General features: G+C 69.5%; 12 protein-coding genes and 1 pseudogene. 4 read left to right on the forward strand and 9 right to left on the reverse strand.

Annotation, left to right across the window (positions count from 1 at the left end; translation table 11 throughout):
• Positions 1 to 980: 980 nt before the first annotated feature.
• The 7 genes and pseudogenes from AC1DE0_RS00005 to AC1DE0_RS00035 all read right to left on the reverse strand — a co-directional run bounded on the left by AC1DE0_RS00005 (position 981) and on the right by AC1DE0_RS00035 (position 8,272).
• Positions 981 to 1,571 (reverse strand): TetR/AcrR family transcriptional regulator, encoded by a 591-nt coding sequence (locus AC1DE0_RS00005; RefSeq protein WP_478095947.1) that lies wholly within the window; start codon positions 1,569 to 1,571, stop codon positions 981 to 983.
• 417 nt (positions 1,572 to 1,988) lie between these two features.
• Positions 1,989 to 2,885 (reverse strand): alpha/beta fold hydrolase, encoded by an 897-nt coding sequence (locus AC1DE0_RS00010; protein WP_478095948.1) that lies wholly within the window; start codon positions 2,883 to 2,885, stop codon positions 1,989 to 1,991.
• 51 nt (positions 2,886 to 2,936) lie between these two features.
• A complete protein-coding gene (locus AC1DE0_RS00015; RefSeq protein ID WP_478095949.1) occupies positions 2,937 to 3,266 on the reverse strand; it encodes a zinc-binding dehydrogenase in 330 nt (109 codons plus the stop codon).
• A 64-nt stretch (positions 3,267 to 3,330) separates the two neighbouring features.
• Positions 3,331 to 3,930 (reverse strand): annotated as a pseudogene (locus AC1DE0_RS00020) (NADP-dependent oxidoreductase); the annotation flags it as partial.
• 522 nt (positions 3,931 to 4,452) lie between these two features.
• A complete protein-coding gene (gene treS, locus AC1DE0_RS00025; RefSeq protein ID WP_478095950.1) occupies positions 4,453 to 6,744 on the reverse strand; it encodes a maltose alpha-D-glucosyltransferase in 2,292 nt (763 codons plus the stop codon).
• 53 nt (positions 6,745 to 6,797) lie between these two features.
• Positions 6,798 to 7,685 (reverse strand): RNA polymerase sigma-70 factor, encoded by an 888-nt coding sequence (locus AC1DE0_RS00030; protein ID WP_478095951.1) that lies wholly within the window; start codon positions 7,683 to 7,685, stop codon positions 6,798 to 6,800.
• Positions 7,682 to 8,272 carry a carboxymuconolactone decarboxylase family protein gene (locus AC1DE0_RS00035; protein ID WP_478095952.1) on the reverse strand — a complete coding sequence of 197 codons (591 nt, stop codon included), beginning with the start codon at positions 8,270 to 8,272 and terminating at the stop codon, positions 7,682 to 7,684. Before AC1DE0_RS00035 ends, AC1DE0_RS00030 begins: the two co-directional genes overlap by 4 nt.
• Before the next feature lie 159 nt (positions 8,273 to 8,431).
• Between AC1DE0_RS00035 and AC1DE0_RS00040 the strand changes: the two genes are divergently transcribed.
• The gene (locus AC1DE0_RS00040; protein ID WP_478095953.1) at positions 8,432 to 8,713 is read left to right on the forward strand and encodes a DUF4242 domain-containing protein; all 282 of its coding nucleotides are present in this window, start codon (positions 8,432 to 8,434) and stop codon (positions 8,711 to 8,713) included.
• 23 nt (positions 8,714 to 8,736) lie between these two features.
• Here the strand turns inward: AC1DE0_RS00040 and AC1DE0_RS00045 are convergent, their stop codons facing one another.
• Entirely contained in the window at positions 8,737 to 12,219 is a 3,483-nt protein-coding gene (locus AC1DE0_RS00045; protein WP_478095954.1) for an ATP-binding protein, read from the reverse strand.
• Between the two features lie 195 nt (positions 12,220 to 12,414).
• On the opposite strand from AC1DE0_RS00045, the gene AC1DE0_RS00050 reads away from it, so the two are divergent.
• From AC1DE0_RS00050 to ppsA, 3 genes are all read left to right on the forward strand, one after another.
• On the forward strand, positions 12,415 to 12,678 hold the full coding sequence (locus tag AC1DE0_RS00050; protein ID WP_478095955.1) for a hypothetical protein: 264 nt from the start codon (positions 12,415 to 12,417) through the stop codon (positions 12,676 to 12,678).
• Positions 12,679 to 12,863: 185 nt separating this feature from the next.
• On the forward strand, positions 12,864 to 13,706 hold the full coding sequence (locus AC1DE0_RS00055; protein WP_478095956.1) for a pyruvate, water dikinase regulatory protein: 843 nt from the start codon (positions 12,864 to 12,866) through the stop codon (positions 13,704 to 13,706).
• 80 nt (positions 13,707 to 13,786) lie between these two features.
• Positions 13,787 to 16,186, forward strand: coding sequence for a phosphoenolpyruvate synthase (gene ppsA, locus AC1DE0_RS00060; RefSeq protein WP_478097716.1), 2,400 nt, complete (start codon positions 13,787 to 13,789; stop codon positions 16,184 to 16,186).
• A gap of 82 nt (positions 16,187 to 16,268) precedes the next feature.
• Here ppsA and AC1DE0_RS00065 read toward each other — a convergent pair whose 3' ends face one another.
• A complete protein-coding gene (locus AC1DE0_RS00065; RefSeq protein ID WP_478095957.1) occupies positions 16,269 to 19,250 on the reverse strand; it encodes a S8 family serine peptidase in 2,982 nt (993 codons plus the stop codon).
• Positions 19,251 to 19,364 lie beyond the last annotated feature (114 nt).

The following is a 19,364-nucleotide window of genomic DNA, read 5'->3' on the forward strand; positions in this document are numbered from 1 at the left end:
CGGCCACCTCGGTGACCCTCGCCCCCGCCAGCACCGCCCGCACCGCGTCCAGCCGCAGCTCGACCACCGACATCACTACCAGTGCCAATCCCGGCCTCCCTGCCTCGACGGTGCCCACGGAGCACCGACAAACAGCGTGGCCGACAACGACCGGCGTCAAGCATCAGCTGACACACAACTGTCAAGCATCACCCGAGACAGGACACAGGTCGACATGGCGATTCGGTGAGGAGTTTCTGTACTGGCTCAAGCTGCGCCTGCGGCGCAGAAAAGCGCGGGGACCCGCGGCAGGGACCCCGCGCTGCGGGCGGCGCTGGCGCGCCGTCCTCGCGCACCCCGCCGCCCCCACGCTTTCACGAAGTCAGGGCGGCGCCCGCCCCGTCGAGGCCACTCCCGACGGCAGGCTCGATGATCCGTCGTCGAGACACATGCGCCTGGACGAGGGAAGCCCCAGCAGTGGCTGCTTCGGCCGAGCTACATGGAGGACCGCTGCCCACCTCGAGCACGATTTGCCGACTACGGCCCGCCCGGCTGGGTCGGTCAAGCGCCTTCTGCGCGGCAGCTTCTCGAGCGGCCAGGTGATGGTCAATGCGCAGACCCGCCTGGCTGGGGGAGCCACTCGCGGCACCCACCGCTTTGCCCACCTCTTTCGAGCCGAAGTGACCAGCAGCCCGGAGAAGTGATGGCAGAGAATGAGGCCCCGAACACGCTCAGCGCCAACGACTTTCGCGCAGACAACAAGGGCCACCCATAGGGCAAGACACAAACAGGTGGTTGGGGGTTCGAGTCCCCCCGCCAGCTCTCTGACCTGTCGAAACGATGCGGGACCCTGCCGACGCTGGCCTCACCCATCGGCTTACCGACCTTTTGGGCCGTTGCTCGGCGAGCATGCGGCCGTTGCGCCATCTCGTCGAGGACGGTCGTCGTCGTCTCACCACGCCCTCAACGCAGCACTGTCGCTACGTCTTGGTCCCCGGGAGTCAGCGAATCAGGGCGAGGACGCCTCGTCGTACTTCGGCATCGATGTGCTCGTTGTCGGCGTCGCCAGCGCCCGCCAGCGCCAGGATCATGGCCCCGTTGATCACGTGGGCGACCACAGCGGCCCTGTCCGCATCGCTCGTCGTGGTGCGCTCGATCACCGCTGCCACGGCCACCTCGGTCTCCTGCACGATCGACAGTGCCTCCGCGCGGTGTGCTTCAGTCGAGTCGCCGAAGGTGATCTCTCGCAGGTACACCCTGCCGTTTTCGCGCTGGGCACGGTTGCAGTCGATGATCGGGCGCAGGATCGACATGACAGCCTCAAGTGGTTGGTCACGTGTTGCTGCGCGAGCGATGCCACGATCGAGGGCTTGGCGGTAGCGGGCGTTCTGCACCATAAGCAGCAGCTCGCCCTTGGTCCGGGCATAGAGGAACAACGTGCCCGTGGCGATGTCAGCTGCCTCTGCCACCTGTTGCGTCGTGATCTCGTCAATGCTGCGCGCGGACAGCAGGCTGTCGGCTGCGGCCAGAATGCGCTCGAGCTTGGCCCGCTTGTTGCGTTCGCGTCGTCCCGTGGTCGTCGACTCAGTCATCCACCGCTCCTCATCTCTCCCGTGGCGCCGTGAGCACCTCGCCACCCCTGACGAACGTCAATGTCGTCTCGACGTCGTTCGCGTGCACAGCGGACACCATTGGTCACATGACGTCGCTCAGTCCAGGCGACTTTGTCTAAAGGCCAAACGGGCCAACCTCATCGACGAACGCCAGCATGATCGAGGGTGGAAGCGCTGGTCTTGTGGGTTGTCGTGCGCGACGTCGGGGTGTCCCACATCCTTTCACCCAACGGTAGGAAGGTCTGGCTGCGGAGTCTGCCCGGGCCCTTCGCGTCGGCGAAGGTGGAGGACGGTCGCGTTTTCGGTGTTACGTGCGTCGTCGCCGACGTCGTACCAGCGTGAGGAGCCTGGCGCACCCGCGTAGCTGGGTGCCATCCAGGCCTTGTGGCGCCGCGCTCATGACGTGGTCTGTCTCTGGGTGGTCGAGCCGCTGCCGAGGAATTCGACGGCGACCGGTGCGAACTGCTCGTGGTACTGGAAGATGCCGCCGTGGCCGGAGTTGGGGTAGATGATCAGCTCCGAACCCTTGATGCGCCGGTGGAGGTCTTCGGACAGGACCGAAGGCACCATGCGGTCGTGGTCACCGTTCGCGATGAGCGTCGGCTGGGTCACGACGGACAGGTCTGATGGCGCTGAGCGGCCGTACTTCCTGATGGCCGAGAGCTGCGTCTGGAAGCCGAGAGGGCTCATGCCCTTGTCGCGGTCGACGGTGCGCTCCTGCAAGCGCTTGACGAACGCCTTGCCGGCGCGCTTGCCGACGGCGTCGCGGTTGAAGAACAGGAACTCCTTGGGGTCCGAACGAGTCAGCGTGGCGCGCAGGATGTCGTAGTACGTGACGCGGTCGACCTTGTCCATGTCCTTGCCCCCGCGAGGACCGGTCCCGGTCAGGACCAGCTTGTGCACGAGCGTGGGGTGCTTCACCACCAGATCTTGAGCGATCATCCCGCCCATGGAGAACGAGAAGACGTCCACCTCGTCGTAACCGAGGGCCGTGATGAAGTCGTAGGCGTCGTCCGCGGCCGCCTCAAGAGTGGTGCGGACCTTTCCTCCGGACGCGCCGACACCGTGCTGGTCGAACGTGATGACGTGCCGGTTCGCCGCGATGGGGTCGATGATGCGCGGGTCCCAGTTGTCGAGCGTCGCGGCCAGGTGCACGAAGAAGACGACGGGGATGCCGCCGCGGGGACCTAGCTCGCGGTAAGCGATCGAGGTGCCCTCGACGTTGACGGTCTTGGTGGGCGCTTTGGTGTAGGACGTGATGGTCTTGCCGTCGGGGTTGTTACTACTGCTCATGAGGTCCTCCGTTGTGCTTGGGTTGACGCCTTGGTATGTGGACAGGACGGGCTACGGGACGGTCGTGACCGTCTTGCCGCGCACGCCGTCGGAGCCGACTCGGCTCAAGGCCTGGGGCAGGTCGCCAAACGGGATGGTCTTGCCCACGACGGGACGGATGAGACCGTCGTCGACCAAGGTCGCGATCTGCCTCAGTTGTTCTCCGCTGGCGTGCATGAAGAGGAACTCGTAGGTGACCCCGAGACGCTTCGCCGTCCGCCGCACCTTGCGGCTGAGCGCCGCGATGACCGTGCGCACCAGAGGGTTCGCACCTGCTGACGCCGCAAAGCCGGGGTCGGGAGGCCCGGTGAGGCCGATCACGGTGCCGCCTTGCTTGAGCACGGTCAGAGCGCAGGACGCTGTTCTGGCCGAGGGAGTCGATGACGAGGTCGTAGCCGCTCACCTTGTCCTCGAAGCGTTCCGTGGCGTAGTCGATGACGAGGTCCGCTCCGAGCGCGGTCAGGAACTCCGCGTTGCGCGCGCTGGCAGTGGTGGCGACATAGGCGCCGAGGTGCTTGGCGAGCTGGATGGCGAGAGTCCCGACGCCGCCGCTACCGGCGTGGATCAGTACCTTCTGGCCGGCGCGGAGCTGACCACGTTCGACGAGAGCCTGCCAAGCAGTGAGCGCAACCAGCGGCAGGGACGCCGCTTCCGGCGTCGTGATGGTGGTCGGCTTCAGCGCGACCTCCGACTGGTCAATCGAGATCCGCTCAGCGAACGTTCCTATGCGTCCGTCGCTGGGGCGGGCGAACACCTCATCACCCACGGCGAAACGAGTGACGTTGGCCCCTACCGTGAGGACGGTTCCGGCTGCATCGTGACCGAGGACGAACGGGGTCTTGTAGGGCAGCAACAACCTGAACTCCCCTAACCGAATCTTCTCGTCGAGCTGGTTGAGGCCGGCAGCGTCGATCCTGACCAGCACGTCGTCGGCGCCCACGGACGGCTCGCCGAGGTCGCTCAGAACGAGGTCTTGCTTGTACTTGTGAACCTGATATCCGTTCATCCACCATCTCCTTACTGACTGCACTCAATTATGAGTGCAGTCAGTAATAATGGCAAACGAGCCCACGGCGGGGTCCGACCTGTTGACGCCGCTCGCAGACGATGCTTCGGCGATCGGCCGGGACTCAGGCGCCTGGACGAGGGAGCCCCCGGCCGTCGCCGCTCGGGCGCAGGCCCACGGAGGACCGCTGCCCACCTTGCCCACCACTTTCGGGCCGAGGCGTTCAGCACCTCCAGGAGGCGATGACAGGGACTGTTGCCCGGAACACGCTCAGTGCCAAGGACTTCCGCGCAGTCAACAAGTGCCAGCAATAGCGCCCGACACAAGTAGGTGGTTGTGGGTTCGAGTCCCCGGCCAGCTCTTGCCCTGGTCGATGCTGACGACGAGCTGTCTTCACCGACCCGGTCGGCCACCCGTTCTGCCTGTGGCGCAACACGGGCGTCACCTGGACCGACCCGGGCCCGATCTATTCCGCGAGCACGTAAGGCGGGTCGCGGAAGGAGGGCCACCGATGGAGCTGCGTCACTCAGGTCGTGCGGTCTCGTCGCTGAACGTGAGAAAGCGGCCCTGGTGGGCTTCGAGCGTGAGTTCGACACCGTGCAGCTCGTCGACGCCGCCGAGGTCGTCGCCGGTCAGCTGGTCAACCACGCCCCACCCGGGCGAGAAGTGGTTGCTCGACACGCGCACGTCGACCGGGTCGGCACTGAAGTTGAGCACCGTGGCCTGACGCAGCGTGCCGGGCAGGTCGTCGTGGACCATGACGAGCACACCGGGGTGGCTGCACGCAGGCACCTCGATCTGGGTCGCGGTGGCGATGCCCGACGCCTCGCGGACCCGGAGGACGTGGGCGAGCTGTGAGGCGAAGGAGTCCGGGTCGTCCAGCTGGGCAGGCAGCGGTCCGTAGAGCGACCGGCCGCGCGGCATACCGGAGGCTGACTGCGACACGTCTGGCCGGTAGTCCATCAGGTCGTACGCGCCGCGGTGCAGCCACCGCGTGTCGCCAGTGGCGAGGAGATGGCCGATCTCGTCGCGGTCGACGGTGGTCATCCCAGCGAGGTCCCAACCCGACAGGGCGAACACACCGGGTTGAAGTGCGTTGAACATCGCCAGCAGCAGGTGGGCCTGGCGGATGTTGTCGATGTCGAGCCCGTCGACGACGTCCAGGTCCCGGTAGCCGAGCGCGGCGGCGATGAGGGTTGCGCTCGTCGAGGCGATCCCGTTGGTCGTGAAGATCGCGTTGTAAGGTCCGGCCTCGCCCGTGAGGTGGTCGACCAGCTGGCCACGCACGTGCGCCGCCAGCGCCGCGCCCGTGACCTCGACGCCGTGGAAGGTGAAGAGGTCGTCGCGGTGCAGCGTCTCGAAGTGCACCAGCTCGTAGGTGAGCTCGTCATGGTTCTGCAGGGCGTGGACCAGCGAGATCGGGTGCACGCCGGACTCGAGCGAGATGTTGAGGGTGAGTCGAAGGAACTCGGTGTCGGCCGTGGCCAGGGCATGGTGGTAGGCGGGCCGGTTGACGAAGTCGTAGGACAGGTCTGCGCCTGCCTCGGCCGTGACGCGGATGTCGTCGACCGTCAGGTTCAGCTCCTGGAAGCTGAAGCCGCCGACCTTGCGGACCATGGAGCCGATCAGCTGGTTGGCCGCCTCCGAGAGAGGGTGGCCCTCGGACCACGCGGCCTCGCCCTCGCCGGACTTCTCGACGCCGAGGAAGCCGTTCGCGTCGAGCCGCAGCCCTCCCGAGCCGAGGTCGCCCATCGAGTGCAGCGCATCGCCGATGACCAGCCGCATCCCGGCGAAGGTGGGGTCGAGCCAGTTGATCGAGGGCTGACCCTCCTTGAAGTAGTGCAGGTACACCCACCGACGAGCGACGCCGTCCTCGCCCACGACCTCGCCCGTCGCGGACCAGTTCGTCTCCTTGACGCCGGGAGCGTAGAAGATGACGCGCTGCAGCCGGCCGATGATGTAGCCCGCCTTCTCCAGAGCGGCCTCGGCTGCCCCGTCGAGGTTGGCCGAGTCACGCCCGGGACGCACGTCGGGGAGCAGGTGCCAGTCGCCGGGGTCGATCAGCACCATGTGGAAGATGCCGGGGTAGTCGCCGACGTTCATCTCCGCGAGCCGGAAGTCGGGTCCCTTTCCGGTGTGGCCCGGGACGATGTCGTCGATGATCGTGCCGCCGTGGGCGGCGGCGACGTCGCACATGGAGCGGTACTCGTCCTCGCTGCCGAACGCGGCGTCGATCTGGGTCGAGATCCGGTCGAAGTGCCCGTCCACGCTGGGCGTCGGGTCCCATCCGGAAAGACCGCCCGCACGCTTGACCGGACCCGTGTGCACGGCGCGGATGCCGATCCGCGCGAAGACCTCCCACAGGTCCGGGTCGGCGAGGGTGCCGAGGAACGAGGAGCCGGCCTTGGTCACCATCGAGATCGGGTATGCCGTGAACCACACCGGGGCGGCCTGGACGGCTGCAACCGGGTTGGGGCGGGCGTAGGGGTTCTGCCACATCGACCCCTGGCCGGAGAACTGGGTGGCGATCGTGTTGGCGTCCGCGAGCATGGACTCGCGCCGGAGCCAGGCGACGTAGTCCGGGTTGGTGCCGACGGGCTCACCCACGCGCTCGCCGGGATCGGGGGCGCCCTGGCCGCGCAGGCGCGCGCGGGGACGCAGCAGCTGTGGGCGGGCGGCGAAGAAGTGCTCGGAGTAGCTGATCTCGGCCGGGTCGCGCTCGGCCGGGTCGCGCTCGGCCTGGTCCTCCGGGTCGGTCACGGCTGCACCGCTGGCGGAGGGGTCGGTCTCGGTCTTGGCGTCGACGTGCTCCATGTCCGTCATCAAAGCACTCGCGTCCGCGGGCGAGGGCACGCCCACCCGGCCCGTCACCGGCTGATCGGGGCCTCGACGTCGATCTGGCCGAGCTTGGCCGGGTTGCGCACGGCGAAGATGCGACTGATCCGGCCGGCCTCGACGACGAAGCTGATCGCCGTGTCGTATCCGTCGTCGGTGCCCACGATGCGAGCCCCGACGGCCCCGTTGAGCAGCATCGGCAGGATCCGGGCTCCGGGTGCCAGCGTGCCGAACGGTCGCAGCAGGTTGGCGACCTTCTTCGCCCCGACCACCGGGTTGACGACCGCTTGCACGACTCCGCCGCCGTCGGCGACGAGCACGACGTCGGGAGCCAACACGTCGAGCAGCGCCTGCAGCTCGCCGCCAGTCACGGCCGCCAGGAAGCGCTCGACTACCTCCTGCTGCTCGCGTCGACCCACGTCCATGCGTGGCCTGCGCGCTGCGACGTGCTCACGTGCGCGGTGCCCGATCTGCCGGACCGCGGCGGCGGACTTGCCCACGGCGTCAGCGATCTCGTCATACGGGGTGTCGAAGACCTCCCGCAGCACGAACACGGCTCGCTCGGTGGGCGTCAACGTCTCGAGCACCGTGAGCATCGCCATCGACACGCTCTCGGCGAGCTCGGCGTCCTCAGCCAGGTCCGGTGCGGTCAGCAGCGGCTCGGGGAGCCAGGTGCCGACGTACTCCTCGCGTCGTCGGGCGTTCGAACGCAGCCGGTCGAGCGCCTTGCGAGTCACCATCCGCACGAGGAACGCCCGCGGATGGTGCACGTCGGCGCGCCCCCGGACGCCGATGGCGTCCCACCGCAGCCAGGTCTCTTGCACGACGTCCTCGGCGTCGGCCGCAGAGCCGAGCATCTCGTAGGCGACGGTGAAGAGCAGCCCTCGGTTGGTGATGAACGGGTCGTCGGTCGGCCTCACGCCGTCGACCCTACGGCCGATCGCGCCGCGAGCGGTTTGAGCCCGCACGCCGCAGCGAAGCCGTCGGACTCGATGCCGAGGGCGACGTTCGCGCGGGTCGTGAAGTTGGCGAAGGCGACCACGGCGGTGAGCTCGACGAGTGCCGCGTCACCGAGCTCGGACCGGAGCGACGCCACCATCTCGTCCGTCACCGTCGGCTCGGTCTCGGTCATCGCCTCGGCGTAGGCCAGCACCTCGCGCTCGAGCGCCGAGAACGCGTCCGACTCGCGCCACCGTGGGATCTCGTGGGCCTTGGAGAGGCTTAGGTGCTTGTTGTGGGCCTCGAAGTAGTTGAAGTCGAGGCACCAGCTGCAGCCGACCTGCGAGGCGACCGCCATGTGCGCGAAGGACTTCAGCTGCTCGTCGCACGCGTCCCACTTCTGCACCTTGCCGCCGACGGCGGTCATGCCCATCAGCACCTTCTGGTTGTGCCAGTAGACCCCGAGCGAGCTCGGCACCTGGCCCAGCGCCTTCTTCGCGAAGCGCTTGACCACCGCCCCCTTGAAGCCGGTGATCTCAGCGGCGGGGATGCGGGTCGATGCGGTCATGTCGTCCTCCTGGATGTCGGTTCGATGTCGGGTTTCGACATCGAGACGCCGCAAGCGCTCGAGTTGTGACATCGCGCTGTGACATCGAGGTGTGACCTCAATCGACGGACGGCTCGGTGCCTTCGGGGCGACAATGGTCGGTGGCAGAGGGAGGCCGTCATGGCGTACTTCATCATCGAGCGCGAGTTCGCTGAGCAACTCGAGAACACCCCTGAGCTGGCCGCGCGGATCCAGGAGATCAACGACGAGGAGTCGGTCCGGTGGATCTACTCCTTCCTGTCGCTGGACCGGCTGCGCACGTTCTGCCTCTATGAGGCAGGGTCTGCCGACGCCGTGCGCGAGGCTGCCCGTCACGCCGGTATACCGGCTGACCGCATCATCGAGGTCGGGGCCAGGAACTTCCCGGACGGGTCGACGAGACCGCTCGTCGAGCGTCCCTGACGAGGTATGCCGGCGGTGCCTTGTCAGGTCAGCGCGGCGCCGCTGACCTGACGGACTGCTGCAGACAGCCTCGGCACGGCCAGGTCGTGGGCGAGCTCGACTGCTTGCGCTCGCAGGGCGGCATCACGGGCCTGCCGCCGTCCGCTGCCGGCCGCCAGCCGGGCCACGAGGCTGTAGCCCTCGTGCAGCGGCGCATCCATGGACCGGTCGAGCTCGACCGCGGCCTCCAGCAGGACGCCTGCGCGTGGACGTCCGAGCAGCGCCTCGATCGACCCGAGGTAGCGGTCGGCGGCGCCGAAGGTCGCGATCATGGGACCGAGCACGATGCTCCGGCCCGACAGCAGCTCGAGATGCGGCTCGACGTCGCGTGCGAGGTCGGGGTCGGCGAGCCAGAGGATGCACTCGACGAAGAAGACCAGCGTCAGCTCCCACGTGCCTGACGAGCGCCATGGGTCGAGACCCCGCGACATGGCCTCGCCCAGCAGGCGCCGGGCCGACTCGCGCATCCCCAGCTCGCGGTAGAGGGCCAACATGCCCGGAGCCCAGACGTCCGTGGATCGCTCGGCTCCGGTGACGATCATCCTCATCCGCTCGAGAGCCAGCCGTTCGCGGTCGATGAGGAACCGCTGGGTGGCGCCGGCGCCCTCGAAGCGGCCTTGCAGCCGGCTGACAGTCCCGACCTGCTGCGCCACGCGCTCTGCACGGTCGAGGTCACCGACCTCCATCGCCCGGGCGAAACCCTGCGAGAGAAAGATCTGGTCGGCCGTTGCGGTGCCGGACGCCCGGGCCGCCTCATGGGCCAACGACTTCGCCTCCAACACCTCGGCGGGGAGGCCGAGGGAGTACGCCGCGACGGCTCGCGACATGGCCGACCACGCCAGAGCCTCGTTGTCACCGACCCGCCGGGCCACCTCGGTGAGCTCTCGAGCCCGGGCGAGGCGCACCTCGGCCCGCGCGGCACCGGCCGGTGGTGGTCGCACGACCGTTGCCTCGAGCGCCCGGGCCAGGAGCGCCTCGTCGCCGCTGTCCCGCGCCATGCTGAGCGGCTCCTCCAGCACTGGGGCGTGCTCGTCGAGCCGGATGCCCTGCCCGAGCGTCCGCGCGAGGTTGATCATGGCCCGGATCGCGAGCGGATCATCTTGTGCCAGAGGCGGTTCCATCGTCTTTGCTGCAGCCATCGCGATCTGAAGCTGCCCGATTGTCTCCTCGGCCGGCATGCCGCCGCGGAAGGCGGCCTCCTCGTAGGCGATCGCAGCCCGGAGCTGCGTGCGGGGGTCGGGGGAGGCGAGCGCCGCCGTGGCGTGCTCGGCGGCTGCACCGTAGTCGCCGGCATGACGGCGGGCGGCCGACGCCTCGAGCCTGAGCTCGTCGGTCTCGGCTCGGTCGCGGGAGATCTCGATCGCCCGTTCGAGGAAGGCGGCCGCATCTCCATGGGCGAGTCGGTCCGTGGCCAGCCGGGCCGCTTCCCGAAGGTACTTCTGGGCCGCGGTCCGCTGGCCCATCGAGTGGGCTGCCGCGTAGTGGTGCGCGAGTCGCTCCGTGATGTCGGGGGCGTCGGGGAACCCGGCCTCGAGTGCTTCGGCCACGCTGAGGTGCGTGGCCATGAGGCTGCCCGGACGCATGAGCTGCTGCACCGCCTGCCGCGCGATCTCGTGGACGAAAGCCAGGCGTCCGTCCACGCTCGGCCGGGAGTCGATGATGCCCAGGGCGGCGCCGGCGTCGACAGCGCCCAGGATGTCGACCGGGGTGGTCGCAGCCGCGGCCGCTGCGACGTCGACGTCGAACTCCTGACCGATGACGGCGGCGATCTCGAGGCAGCGACGGTCCTGCGGAGTGAGCTGGGCCAGCCGGAGCTCATAGCTGTCCCGGAGCACGGCTGGTGCGACATGCGACCTGGACCCGAGGGCGGACAGCCCCCCGTTGCGGGCGAGGTCGCGCACGATCTCGCGCAGGAAGAACGCGTTGCCCGCCGACTGCTCGCGCAGGACGACGCCGGCACGACGGGCCTCCGTCGGGCTCGCCCCCAGCTCTCGCGTCACGTAGGCCCCGATGTCGTATGCCGTCAACGGCTCGAGGTCGAGCGCCTCAACGCCGTCCGCCCTAGCGAGCCGCGCCATCGCCGCGACGAGGGCGGGCGACCGGTCGGGCAGGCTGTTGCGGTGGGTCGCGAGGACGAGGAGGCGCTCGTCGGGCGTCTCGGCCACGAGGTGCTCCAGCAGCTCCAGCGTCGCGGGCCCGGCCCAGTGGAGGTCCTCGAGGATGAGCACGACCGGGCGGACCCGGGCAGCCGCGCGGACGAGGTCGACGACGGCGTCGGAGAGCTGGTCGCCGGCCAACGACCCTGCCCCACGCTCTGCCGGCGAACCGAACGGATGCGCGCGGGCGCCGACGACGTGGCCGGCTCGTTCGATCGTCTGGGCTCGCGTGCTCGCCGGAAGGACGAGATCGCCGGTCGCGGCGGCGTCGAGGAGCACGCGTACCGGCTCGACGAAGGGCTGGTAGGGCCTCTCGAGCTCTGGTGAGCACTGGCCGAGCAGCACGACGGCCCCGACGGCATACCTGGTGACACCCATCTCGGCGACGAGGCGGGACTTGCCGGCGCCGGCGTCACCACCGACGAGGAGGACCCGGCGTGCGCCCACGGCGACGGCCTCCCAGGCCTCGTGCATCGCGTGGATGTCCCGCTGTCGGCCCACGAAGGTGGGGGCCTCCGAGCCCCATCGGCTGGGCAGCGGCGGCTGTTTCCACAGCCCGGCCGGGTGGCCCAGCGCCGAGCGGTTGCCGAGGTCGGGGTCGTGCGACAGGATCGCGCGCTCGAGCTCGCCCACCGGCGGAGCCGGGTCCAGGCCCTCGTCACGGAGGTTCCGGCGGAGCCTGCGCAGCGTCGCCAGTGCCTCGGACTGCTCCCCGCACAGGTAGTAGGCGCGCGCGAGCAGCATGGCGCGGCGTTCCGAGAGGGGAAGCTCCTCCGTGAGCAGTCGGGCCACCGGAAGGACCGAGGCTTCTCGGCCGCTGCCGAGCCCGGCCTCGACGAGCAGCTCCCTCGCCTCCGCGCCGATGACCTCGAGACGGCTCGCCTCGATCTCGCCCGGCGGCCAGCCTGCCAGGTCGGCGAGCGCCGGCCCGCGCCAGAGGGCGACAACGCCCTCGAGCAGCGAGTGGGCGTGTGCGGGGTCGTCACCGTCCATGAGCCGTCGCGCGCGCTCGACGGTGCTCTCGAAGAAGGCCGCGTCGACGTCATCATCCTCCACGGCGAGCCGGTAGCCGGTCGGTGTGGTGCCGATGGCGTCGGCGCCGAGCTCGCGTCGAAGCCGCACCACACAGCCTTGGATCACCTTGGCCCAGGACGAAGGCGGGTGAACGGGCCAGAGCGCGTCAGCGAGCTCCGCGGCGCCGACGAAAGCGGGCCGGCGGATGGCCAGCACCGAGAGCACCACGCGGTCACGCCGTGACAGTCGGCTGGCATCGCCGTCGACGCAAAGGGGACCCAGCACCGCGATCCGCACCCTTCGACTGTAGGGCGATCGGCGCCGCACCGGCGCCGATCGCGCGCATCGGCGGATCGCGCACGCACCGGTATCGGGCCAGGGCGAACCCGTTGATACCGCCGGCATGACTGGGTCGATACCGGCCCGGCGGACTGTGGGCTCTGTTCCCGCAAGGGGCGGGGCCAACCCAGGACAACGATCGAAGAAGGAATCATGAACGCACGTCGCATCACCACCGCTTTCGCCGCCGTCATCGCCGCTGTCGCGCTCGGCGGGACCGTGGCTCACGCCAATGAGCCCGGAGGAGAGGGCTACTACAACGACACGTACATGCCGCCGGTGTGCAGGGGCCCGGTCAGCCGTGCCGTCCTCGAGAACGAGCTCAAGGCAGAGGCGCGCGAAGCCAAGCTCCTGCACCTCAAGCAGGCCCTGCAGAACGAGCTCCACCTCATCGACAACGGCGTCGGCATCATCTGACGGCGACGCAGACTCATAGGGGGAGAGCCGGCAGGCGCCGCGGGCGCCCGCCGGCTCTTCTGCCGCGTCCCTGGTCCCGGCCCAGCCCTCCTCGGTCTCGACGGCTGGATGTCGACTGAGTCGTGGGTCACATCGGCGGCTCGGGCGGGACGAGTCGTACATCACGATGTGCCACAGTTCCTCTCGTGGCCTCATCGACGACGCCTGTGCCCTCGCCCCCGCCGACCCCGACGTTCTTCCTCGCCGGCGGCACCGGCATCTCTGCGGAGACGCTGGGCAACATGATGCTCCAGCAGTTCCCGTCGGTGGCCTTCACGCGGCGCAAGATCCCGTTCATCACGACGGTCGAGCAGGCGCGCCAGGTCGTCACCGAGCTCGACGCGGCCATGACCGACACCGTGACGCCGCTCGTCTTCTCGACGGTGTCCGACGAGGAGATCCGCGCTGAGCTGCAGCAGACCCGCTGCGCCTTCATCGACCTGTTCGGCTCGCACCTCGCGACGGTCGAGCACGTGCTCCACGTCAACGCCGTCCACAGCGTCGGCGCCCTGCACGGCGTCGGCGACGTCGGCCGCTACGAGGCGCGCATGCGGGCGGTCGAGTACGCCATGGAGCACGACGACGGCCAGAGCATGCGCAACCTCGAGCAGGCGCAGCTGATCCTCATCGCCCCCTCGCGCTGCGGCAAGACGCCGACGTCCATCTATCTCGCGCTGCAGCACGGCATCAAGGTCGCGAACTACCCGCTCGTCGAGGAGGACTTCGACTCGAGCGACCTCCCGCGGCCCGTCCGGCCGTATGCCGCCAAGTGCTTCGGTCTCCTGTCGACCGCCGCCCGCCTGAGCCAGGTGCGCGGCGAGCGCCGACCGGGCTCGCGCTACGCGAGCCTCGCGCAGTGCAGCTACGAGCTGCGCCGCGCCGAGGCGATGTACCGCGCCCACAAGGTTCCCGTCGTCAACTCCTCCGCGATGTCGGTCGAGGAGATCGCGGCCGTCATCATGCAGAGCCGACGGCTCGGCAACGGCTGAGCGCAGCCACAATCACCCCCGACCACTGAGTCGCACGACCGCACCACCTACCGGAAGGACCTGCTGTGACCGAGAACGTGATGAGGTTCGCCGACCTCGGACTGGGCGATGTGGAGCTGGTCGGGGGCAAGAACGCCTCCCTCGGTGAGATGGTCCAGCACCTGTCAAAGGCCGGGGTCACGGTGCCCGACGGCTTCGCGACGACCGCCGACGCGTACCGTCGCTTCCTCGCCGAGGACGGCCTCGCCGACCGCATCAACGCGCTGCTGTCCGACCTCGACGTGGACGACACCCGCAAGCTCACGGAGGTGGGCGCCAGCATCCGCGAGCAGGTCGAGCAGCAGGCGTTCCCGGCGGACCTCGAGCGCGACATTCGTGAGTCGTTCGACCGGCTCGTGAGTGAGCAGGGCGCGGCAGCGGAGGGCGGTGACGAGGTCAGCTTCGCGGTGCGCTCGAGCGCCACCGCCGAGGACCTGCCGGACGCGTCCTTCGCGGGGCAGCAGGAGACCTTCCTCAACGTGCGCGGCATCGACAACGTGCTGCACGCCATCAAGCTCGTCTTCGCCTCCCTCTACAACGACCGCGCCATCGCCTACCGCGTGCACAGCGACTTCGACCACTCGGTCGTGGCGTTGTCGGCCGGCGTGCAGCGGATGGTCCGCTCCGACGTGGGCGCGTCGGGCGTCATGTTCACCATGGACACCGAGTCCGGCTTCCGCGACGCCGTCTTCATCACGAGCAGCTACGGCCTCGGCGAGGCGGTCGTGCAGGGCGCCGTCAACCCGGACGAGTTCTACGTCTACAAGCCGGCGCTGCGCGAGGGTCGCCCGGCCATCCTCAAGCGCGGCGTCGGCGGCAAGGCGACGAAGATGGTCTACACGTCCGACGCGAGTGTCGGGCGCACCATCGAGTTCGTGCCGGTGCCCGAGGAGCAGCGCCCGCTGCTGTCGATCACCGACGCCGACGTCACCGAGCTCGCCACGCACGCGCTGCGCATCGAGGAGCACTACGGCCGCCCGATGGACATCGAGTGGGGCAAGGACGGCGTCGATGGCGGCCTCTACATCCTCCAGGCGCGCCCCGAGACGGTGCAGTCGCGCCAGACGGGTTCGACGATGCGCCGCTTCCGCATGGACGAGCGCGGGCCCGTCGTCGTCGAGGGCCGCGCCATCGGCCAGAAGATCGGCGCCGGTGCCGTACGCGTGCTCAAGACCATCGACGCGATGCACGACTTCCAGCCCGGCGAGGTGCTCGTCGCCGACATGACCGACCCCGACTGGGAGCCGATCATGAAGCGCGCCAGTGCCATCGTCACCAACCGTGGCGGCCGCACCTGCCACGCCGCGATCATCGCCCGCGAGCTCGGCATCCCGGCCGTCGTCGGCACCGGGTCGGCGACCTCGGCGCTCGCCGAGGGCCAGGACGTCACGGTCTCGTGCGCCGAGGGTGACACCGGTTTCGTCTACGAGGGGATCCGCGAGTTCACCGTCACCGAGACGGCGCTCGACGAGATGCCCGAGGTGCCGGTCAAGATCATGATGAACGTCGGCACCCCCGAGCAGGCCTTCGAGTTCTCGCGCCTGCCCAACAAGGGCGTCGGGCTCGCCCGCCTCGAGTTCATCATCAACCGCCAGATCGGGATCCACCCGAAGGCGCTGCTCGAGCTCGACGACCAGGAGCCCGCGCTCAAGGCGGAGATCGAGGCGCACATCGCCGCGTATGCCGGTCCGCGCGAGTTCTTCGTGCAGCGCGTCGCCGAGGGGATCGCCACGATCGCCGCGGCCTTCGCACCCGAGCCGGTCATCGTGCGCATGTCGGACTTCAAGTCCAACGAGTACGCCGGGCTCATCGGCGGCGAGCGCTACGAGCCGCACGAGGAGAACCCGATGATCGGCTACCGGGGCGCGGCGCGCTACCTCTCGGCCGACTTCGCCGAGTGCTTCGCGATGGAGTGCGAGGCGCTCAAGCACGTGCGCGACGACATGGGCCTGACCAACGTCAAGATCATGATCCCGTTCGTGCGCACCGTCGCCGAGGGCGAGGGCGTCATCGACCTGCTCGCCTCGCACGGCCTGGTCCGCGGCGAGAACGACCTGCAGGTCGTGATGATGTGCGAGGTGCCGAGCAACGCCGTCAACGCCGACGAGTTCCTCGACCACTTCGACGGCTTCTCCATCGGCTCCAACGACATGACGCAGCTGACGCTCGGCCTCGACCGCGACAGCGCCCTCGTCGCCGGCTCGTTCGACGAGCGCGACCCCGCGGTCAAGAAGATGCTCGCCATGGCCATCAAGGCGTGCCGCGACCGAGGCAAGTACGTCGGCATCTGCGGGCAGGGTCCGTCCGACCACCCCGACCTCGCCGAGTGGCTGCTCGACCAGGGCATCGAGTCGATGTCGCTCAACCCCGACACTGTCGTCGAGACGTGGACGCGGCTGGCCAAGCACCGCGCGGAGGTCGCCGGCTCGACCGCCGGCTGACCAACGCGACCACTCGCACGAACAACGCGCAACGCCCGCCTGTCACGACAGGCGGGCGTTGCGCGTACGGCTTCGGGTGACGTCAGGCGAGCACCTTGTAGGTGACGGTGAGCCGGACCTGGCCGATGTCGTAGTCGTTGTCGTAGTAGGTGTTCGGGACGTAGACCGTGGCCTCCACCAGGCGGGACGCGTTCACGAGGGCGGCGGGCGAGACCGACCCGATGGTGCGCCACGTCGGGCTCGTGCCGGTCAGGATCTCCGGCGTGAACGTGTAGTCGACGGTGCCCCACCTCGTGAAGCCCGCACCGAGTCGCGACGGGTCGAGCGAGAAGCCGTATGCCTCGATCTTGAGCGAGCTGTAGCTCACGGCGGCCGGCACGGTGAAGCGGTAGGTGGCTGCCGCGATCTCGAGACCGGCGTCGCAGACGTTGGCCAGCCACACGCCAGTCGGATAGAAGTACGAGCTGTTCTTGTCCGCACCGGAACAGTACGGATCGCTGCCCCCGGCGGAGGTCAGCTGAGCCCCGGTCCGGCTCAGCGTCGCGGTCTTGGTGACCAGGCGCTTGCTGCTCACCGCGACGGAGTACTTGGCGCTCGTGCGCCGGTTGCCGGCACCGTCCTGCGCGGTGAGCGTCCAGTAGTAGGTCCCCGCCGCGACGAGGGCGCCGGCGGTGTTGCGACCGTTCCACGTCAGGCTGGTGCGTGCGGCCGTCCGGCTGCCGGTGACGGTGCGCACGACGGCTCCGCTGCCGTTGCGCACGGTCAGGGTGACGCCGGCCGACTCGTTGAGCGTGAAGACCGGTGAGAAGGTGTCGCGGTAGCTGTCCGGATACGGGTAGAACGTCGACCCGCTGCCCGTGACGGACGACATGGTCGGCGCAGCCTGGTCCACGCGGGCGTAGCTGACGGCTGACCCCTTGAGGGTGCCGCCGCTGATGGCGCGGGAGGTCACGAGCTCGATCCGGTAGGTGCCGCTCGTGGCCCGGGCGCCGCCGTTCAGCAGGCCGTTCCAGACGAAGCTGCGGGTTCCGGCCGGGAACGTGCCCAGCCCCGAGGGGCCCCGCACGGCCGTGCCCGCCGAGTTGCGCACGACGTAGACGACGGTCTCGGTGTCGGGCAGGGAGTAGGTGACCTTCGTGGAGTCCGAGCGGCCGTCGGCGTTGGGGCTGAAGACGACCGGGCTGACACTGACGATCCGGGGGTGGAGCGACTGGTTCTTGAAGCTCACGGCGGCCGAGGACGGGCCGGCGCAGGCGCCGGCCGTCGAGCAGCTCACGGCCTTGACGGAGTGCGTGCCGTCGCTCAAGGCGCTGACCGGGTAGGTCAGCGAGAACGGGGCGCTGGAGTCGAGACCGCGCTGGACGCCGTCGATGACGAAGGCCACGGCGCCACCGGGCGCGGTCGCGGAGAACGTGGCGCTGCCCGAGACCGTCTGCGACGGCTTGGGTGACGTGATCACGGGCGCCGCGTTGGACAGGCTGACCGTCACCTGGGTCGAGGCGGAGCTGCACAGGTCCTTGACGCTGCAGTCGACGGCGCTGAGCGTGTGAGCGCCGTTCGGCCGGCCCCACGTGGACCAGACGGCGGATGCCGTGCCGTTGTTGACGGCGACGGGAGATCCGACCGCTGCCCCGTCCACGAGGAAACGGACCTTGGCTGCTGCGGAGGCGGCGGTCAGGGTGACGGGCCCGGAGACGGCGGCGCCGCTGGACGGGGTCGTGAGTGCCGGGACGGTGTCGGGTCGCAGGGCGTCGAAGGCGAGCCGGAAGTCGACCTGGCCCGCACCGAGACCGAGACCCGCGTAGCCGTGCGCCGAGGCGACGATGGCCGCACGCACGTCGTCGGCGCTCGCCCCTCGACGATGGGACCACAGGAGCGCGGCCTCGGCCGCGACCAGCGGTGTCGAGAAGGAGGTGCCGTCGCCGCTGGCGTAGCCGCTCGTGTCCGGGAAGAAGTCGCTGCCGGCCGTGGGGGTGGTGCTCCGGATGGAGGTGCCGGGCGCGGCAAGGGTCACCCACGGGCCGTACTGGGAGAAGGACGCCCGGCTGCCGGTGGCATCGGTCGCGCCCACGGCGACCACCTTGGGGTAGGCGGCCGGGTAGCTCGGGGAGGTGCTGCCGCTGTTGCCCGCAGCCGCGACGACGAGCACTCCCTTGCCGACCGCGTACGCGACGGCGTCGGACTCGACCTGGTCGGGGGAGGTGCTGCCGAGGCTGAGGTTGATGACGTTGGCGCCGTGGTCGGCGGCCCAGATGATGCCGGCTGCCTCCTTGTCGGCGAACACGTCGCCGGCCGGGTCGGCGACCTTGACGGCCATCACGCTGGCGCCCGCCGAGGCGCCGGCGATGCCGATGCCGTTGTCGGCAGTGGCCGCGGCGACGCCCGCCACGAAGGTGCCGTGGCCGACGGCGTCGGTGACGTCGGTGGAGCCGTCGACGGCGTTGTAGGTGTCGGTGACCCGACCGGCGAGGTCCGGGTGTGAGACGTCGACACCGCTGTCGACGACCGCGATGCGCACGGCTGCGTCGCCGCGCTGCACGTCCCACGCGGCCGGGGCGGTGACCGACTCCAGGTAGGGCGTGGTCGCCGAGTAGTCAGGGTCGTTGGGAACGAAGGAGAACGTCTTGCGGCCCACGACGTCGACCCGCGTGACGTCGTGGCGGCCCCGCAGCGTGGCGGCGAACCGGGGGGCAACGGCCGCAGGGACCTCCACCGACACGGTGTCGAGCTGGCGGAGCACGCGGCGCTGTGCACCGCCCTGGGCTTTCGCCGAGCGAGCGACGTCGCCCAGGGCTGTGCCGGCCTGCGTGCCCTTGCGCACCTTGACCGAGAGCACTACCTTGCCCGAGCCGTGCTGGACGGCTAGCCCGCGCAGGTGGCCGGCGGAGCCCTTCGCCGCCGGAGCAGGCGTCGTCGCCGGCTGGGAGTGCAGCTGGCTGAGCCGCTCCTGCTTGGTCACCGGCGGGTTGTCGTCCCCCGTGGCGAGGGCGGCGGTGGCGGGTGGCACGACCAACCCGAGTGCCACCACGGCAGACATGACGGAACGGCGGCGCAGCACGCCCATGGAACCCCCTTGACAGCCCACCGTGCTCGGATGCCGAGCGCAGGCGGGAAGAACTCACCCGCGCAGGACAGCAACGGGCCGATCCGAAACGTAACCTCCGGCGCGGCCGACGGC

It is taken from the genome of Terrabacter sp. 05T424 (genome assembly GCF_056396225.1).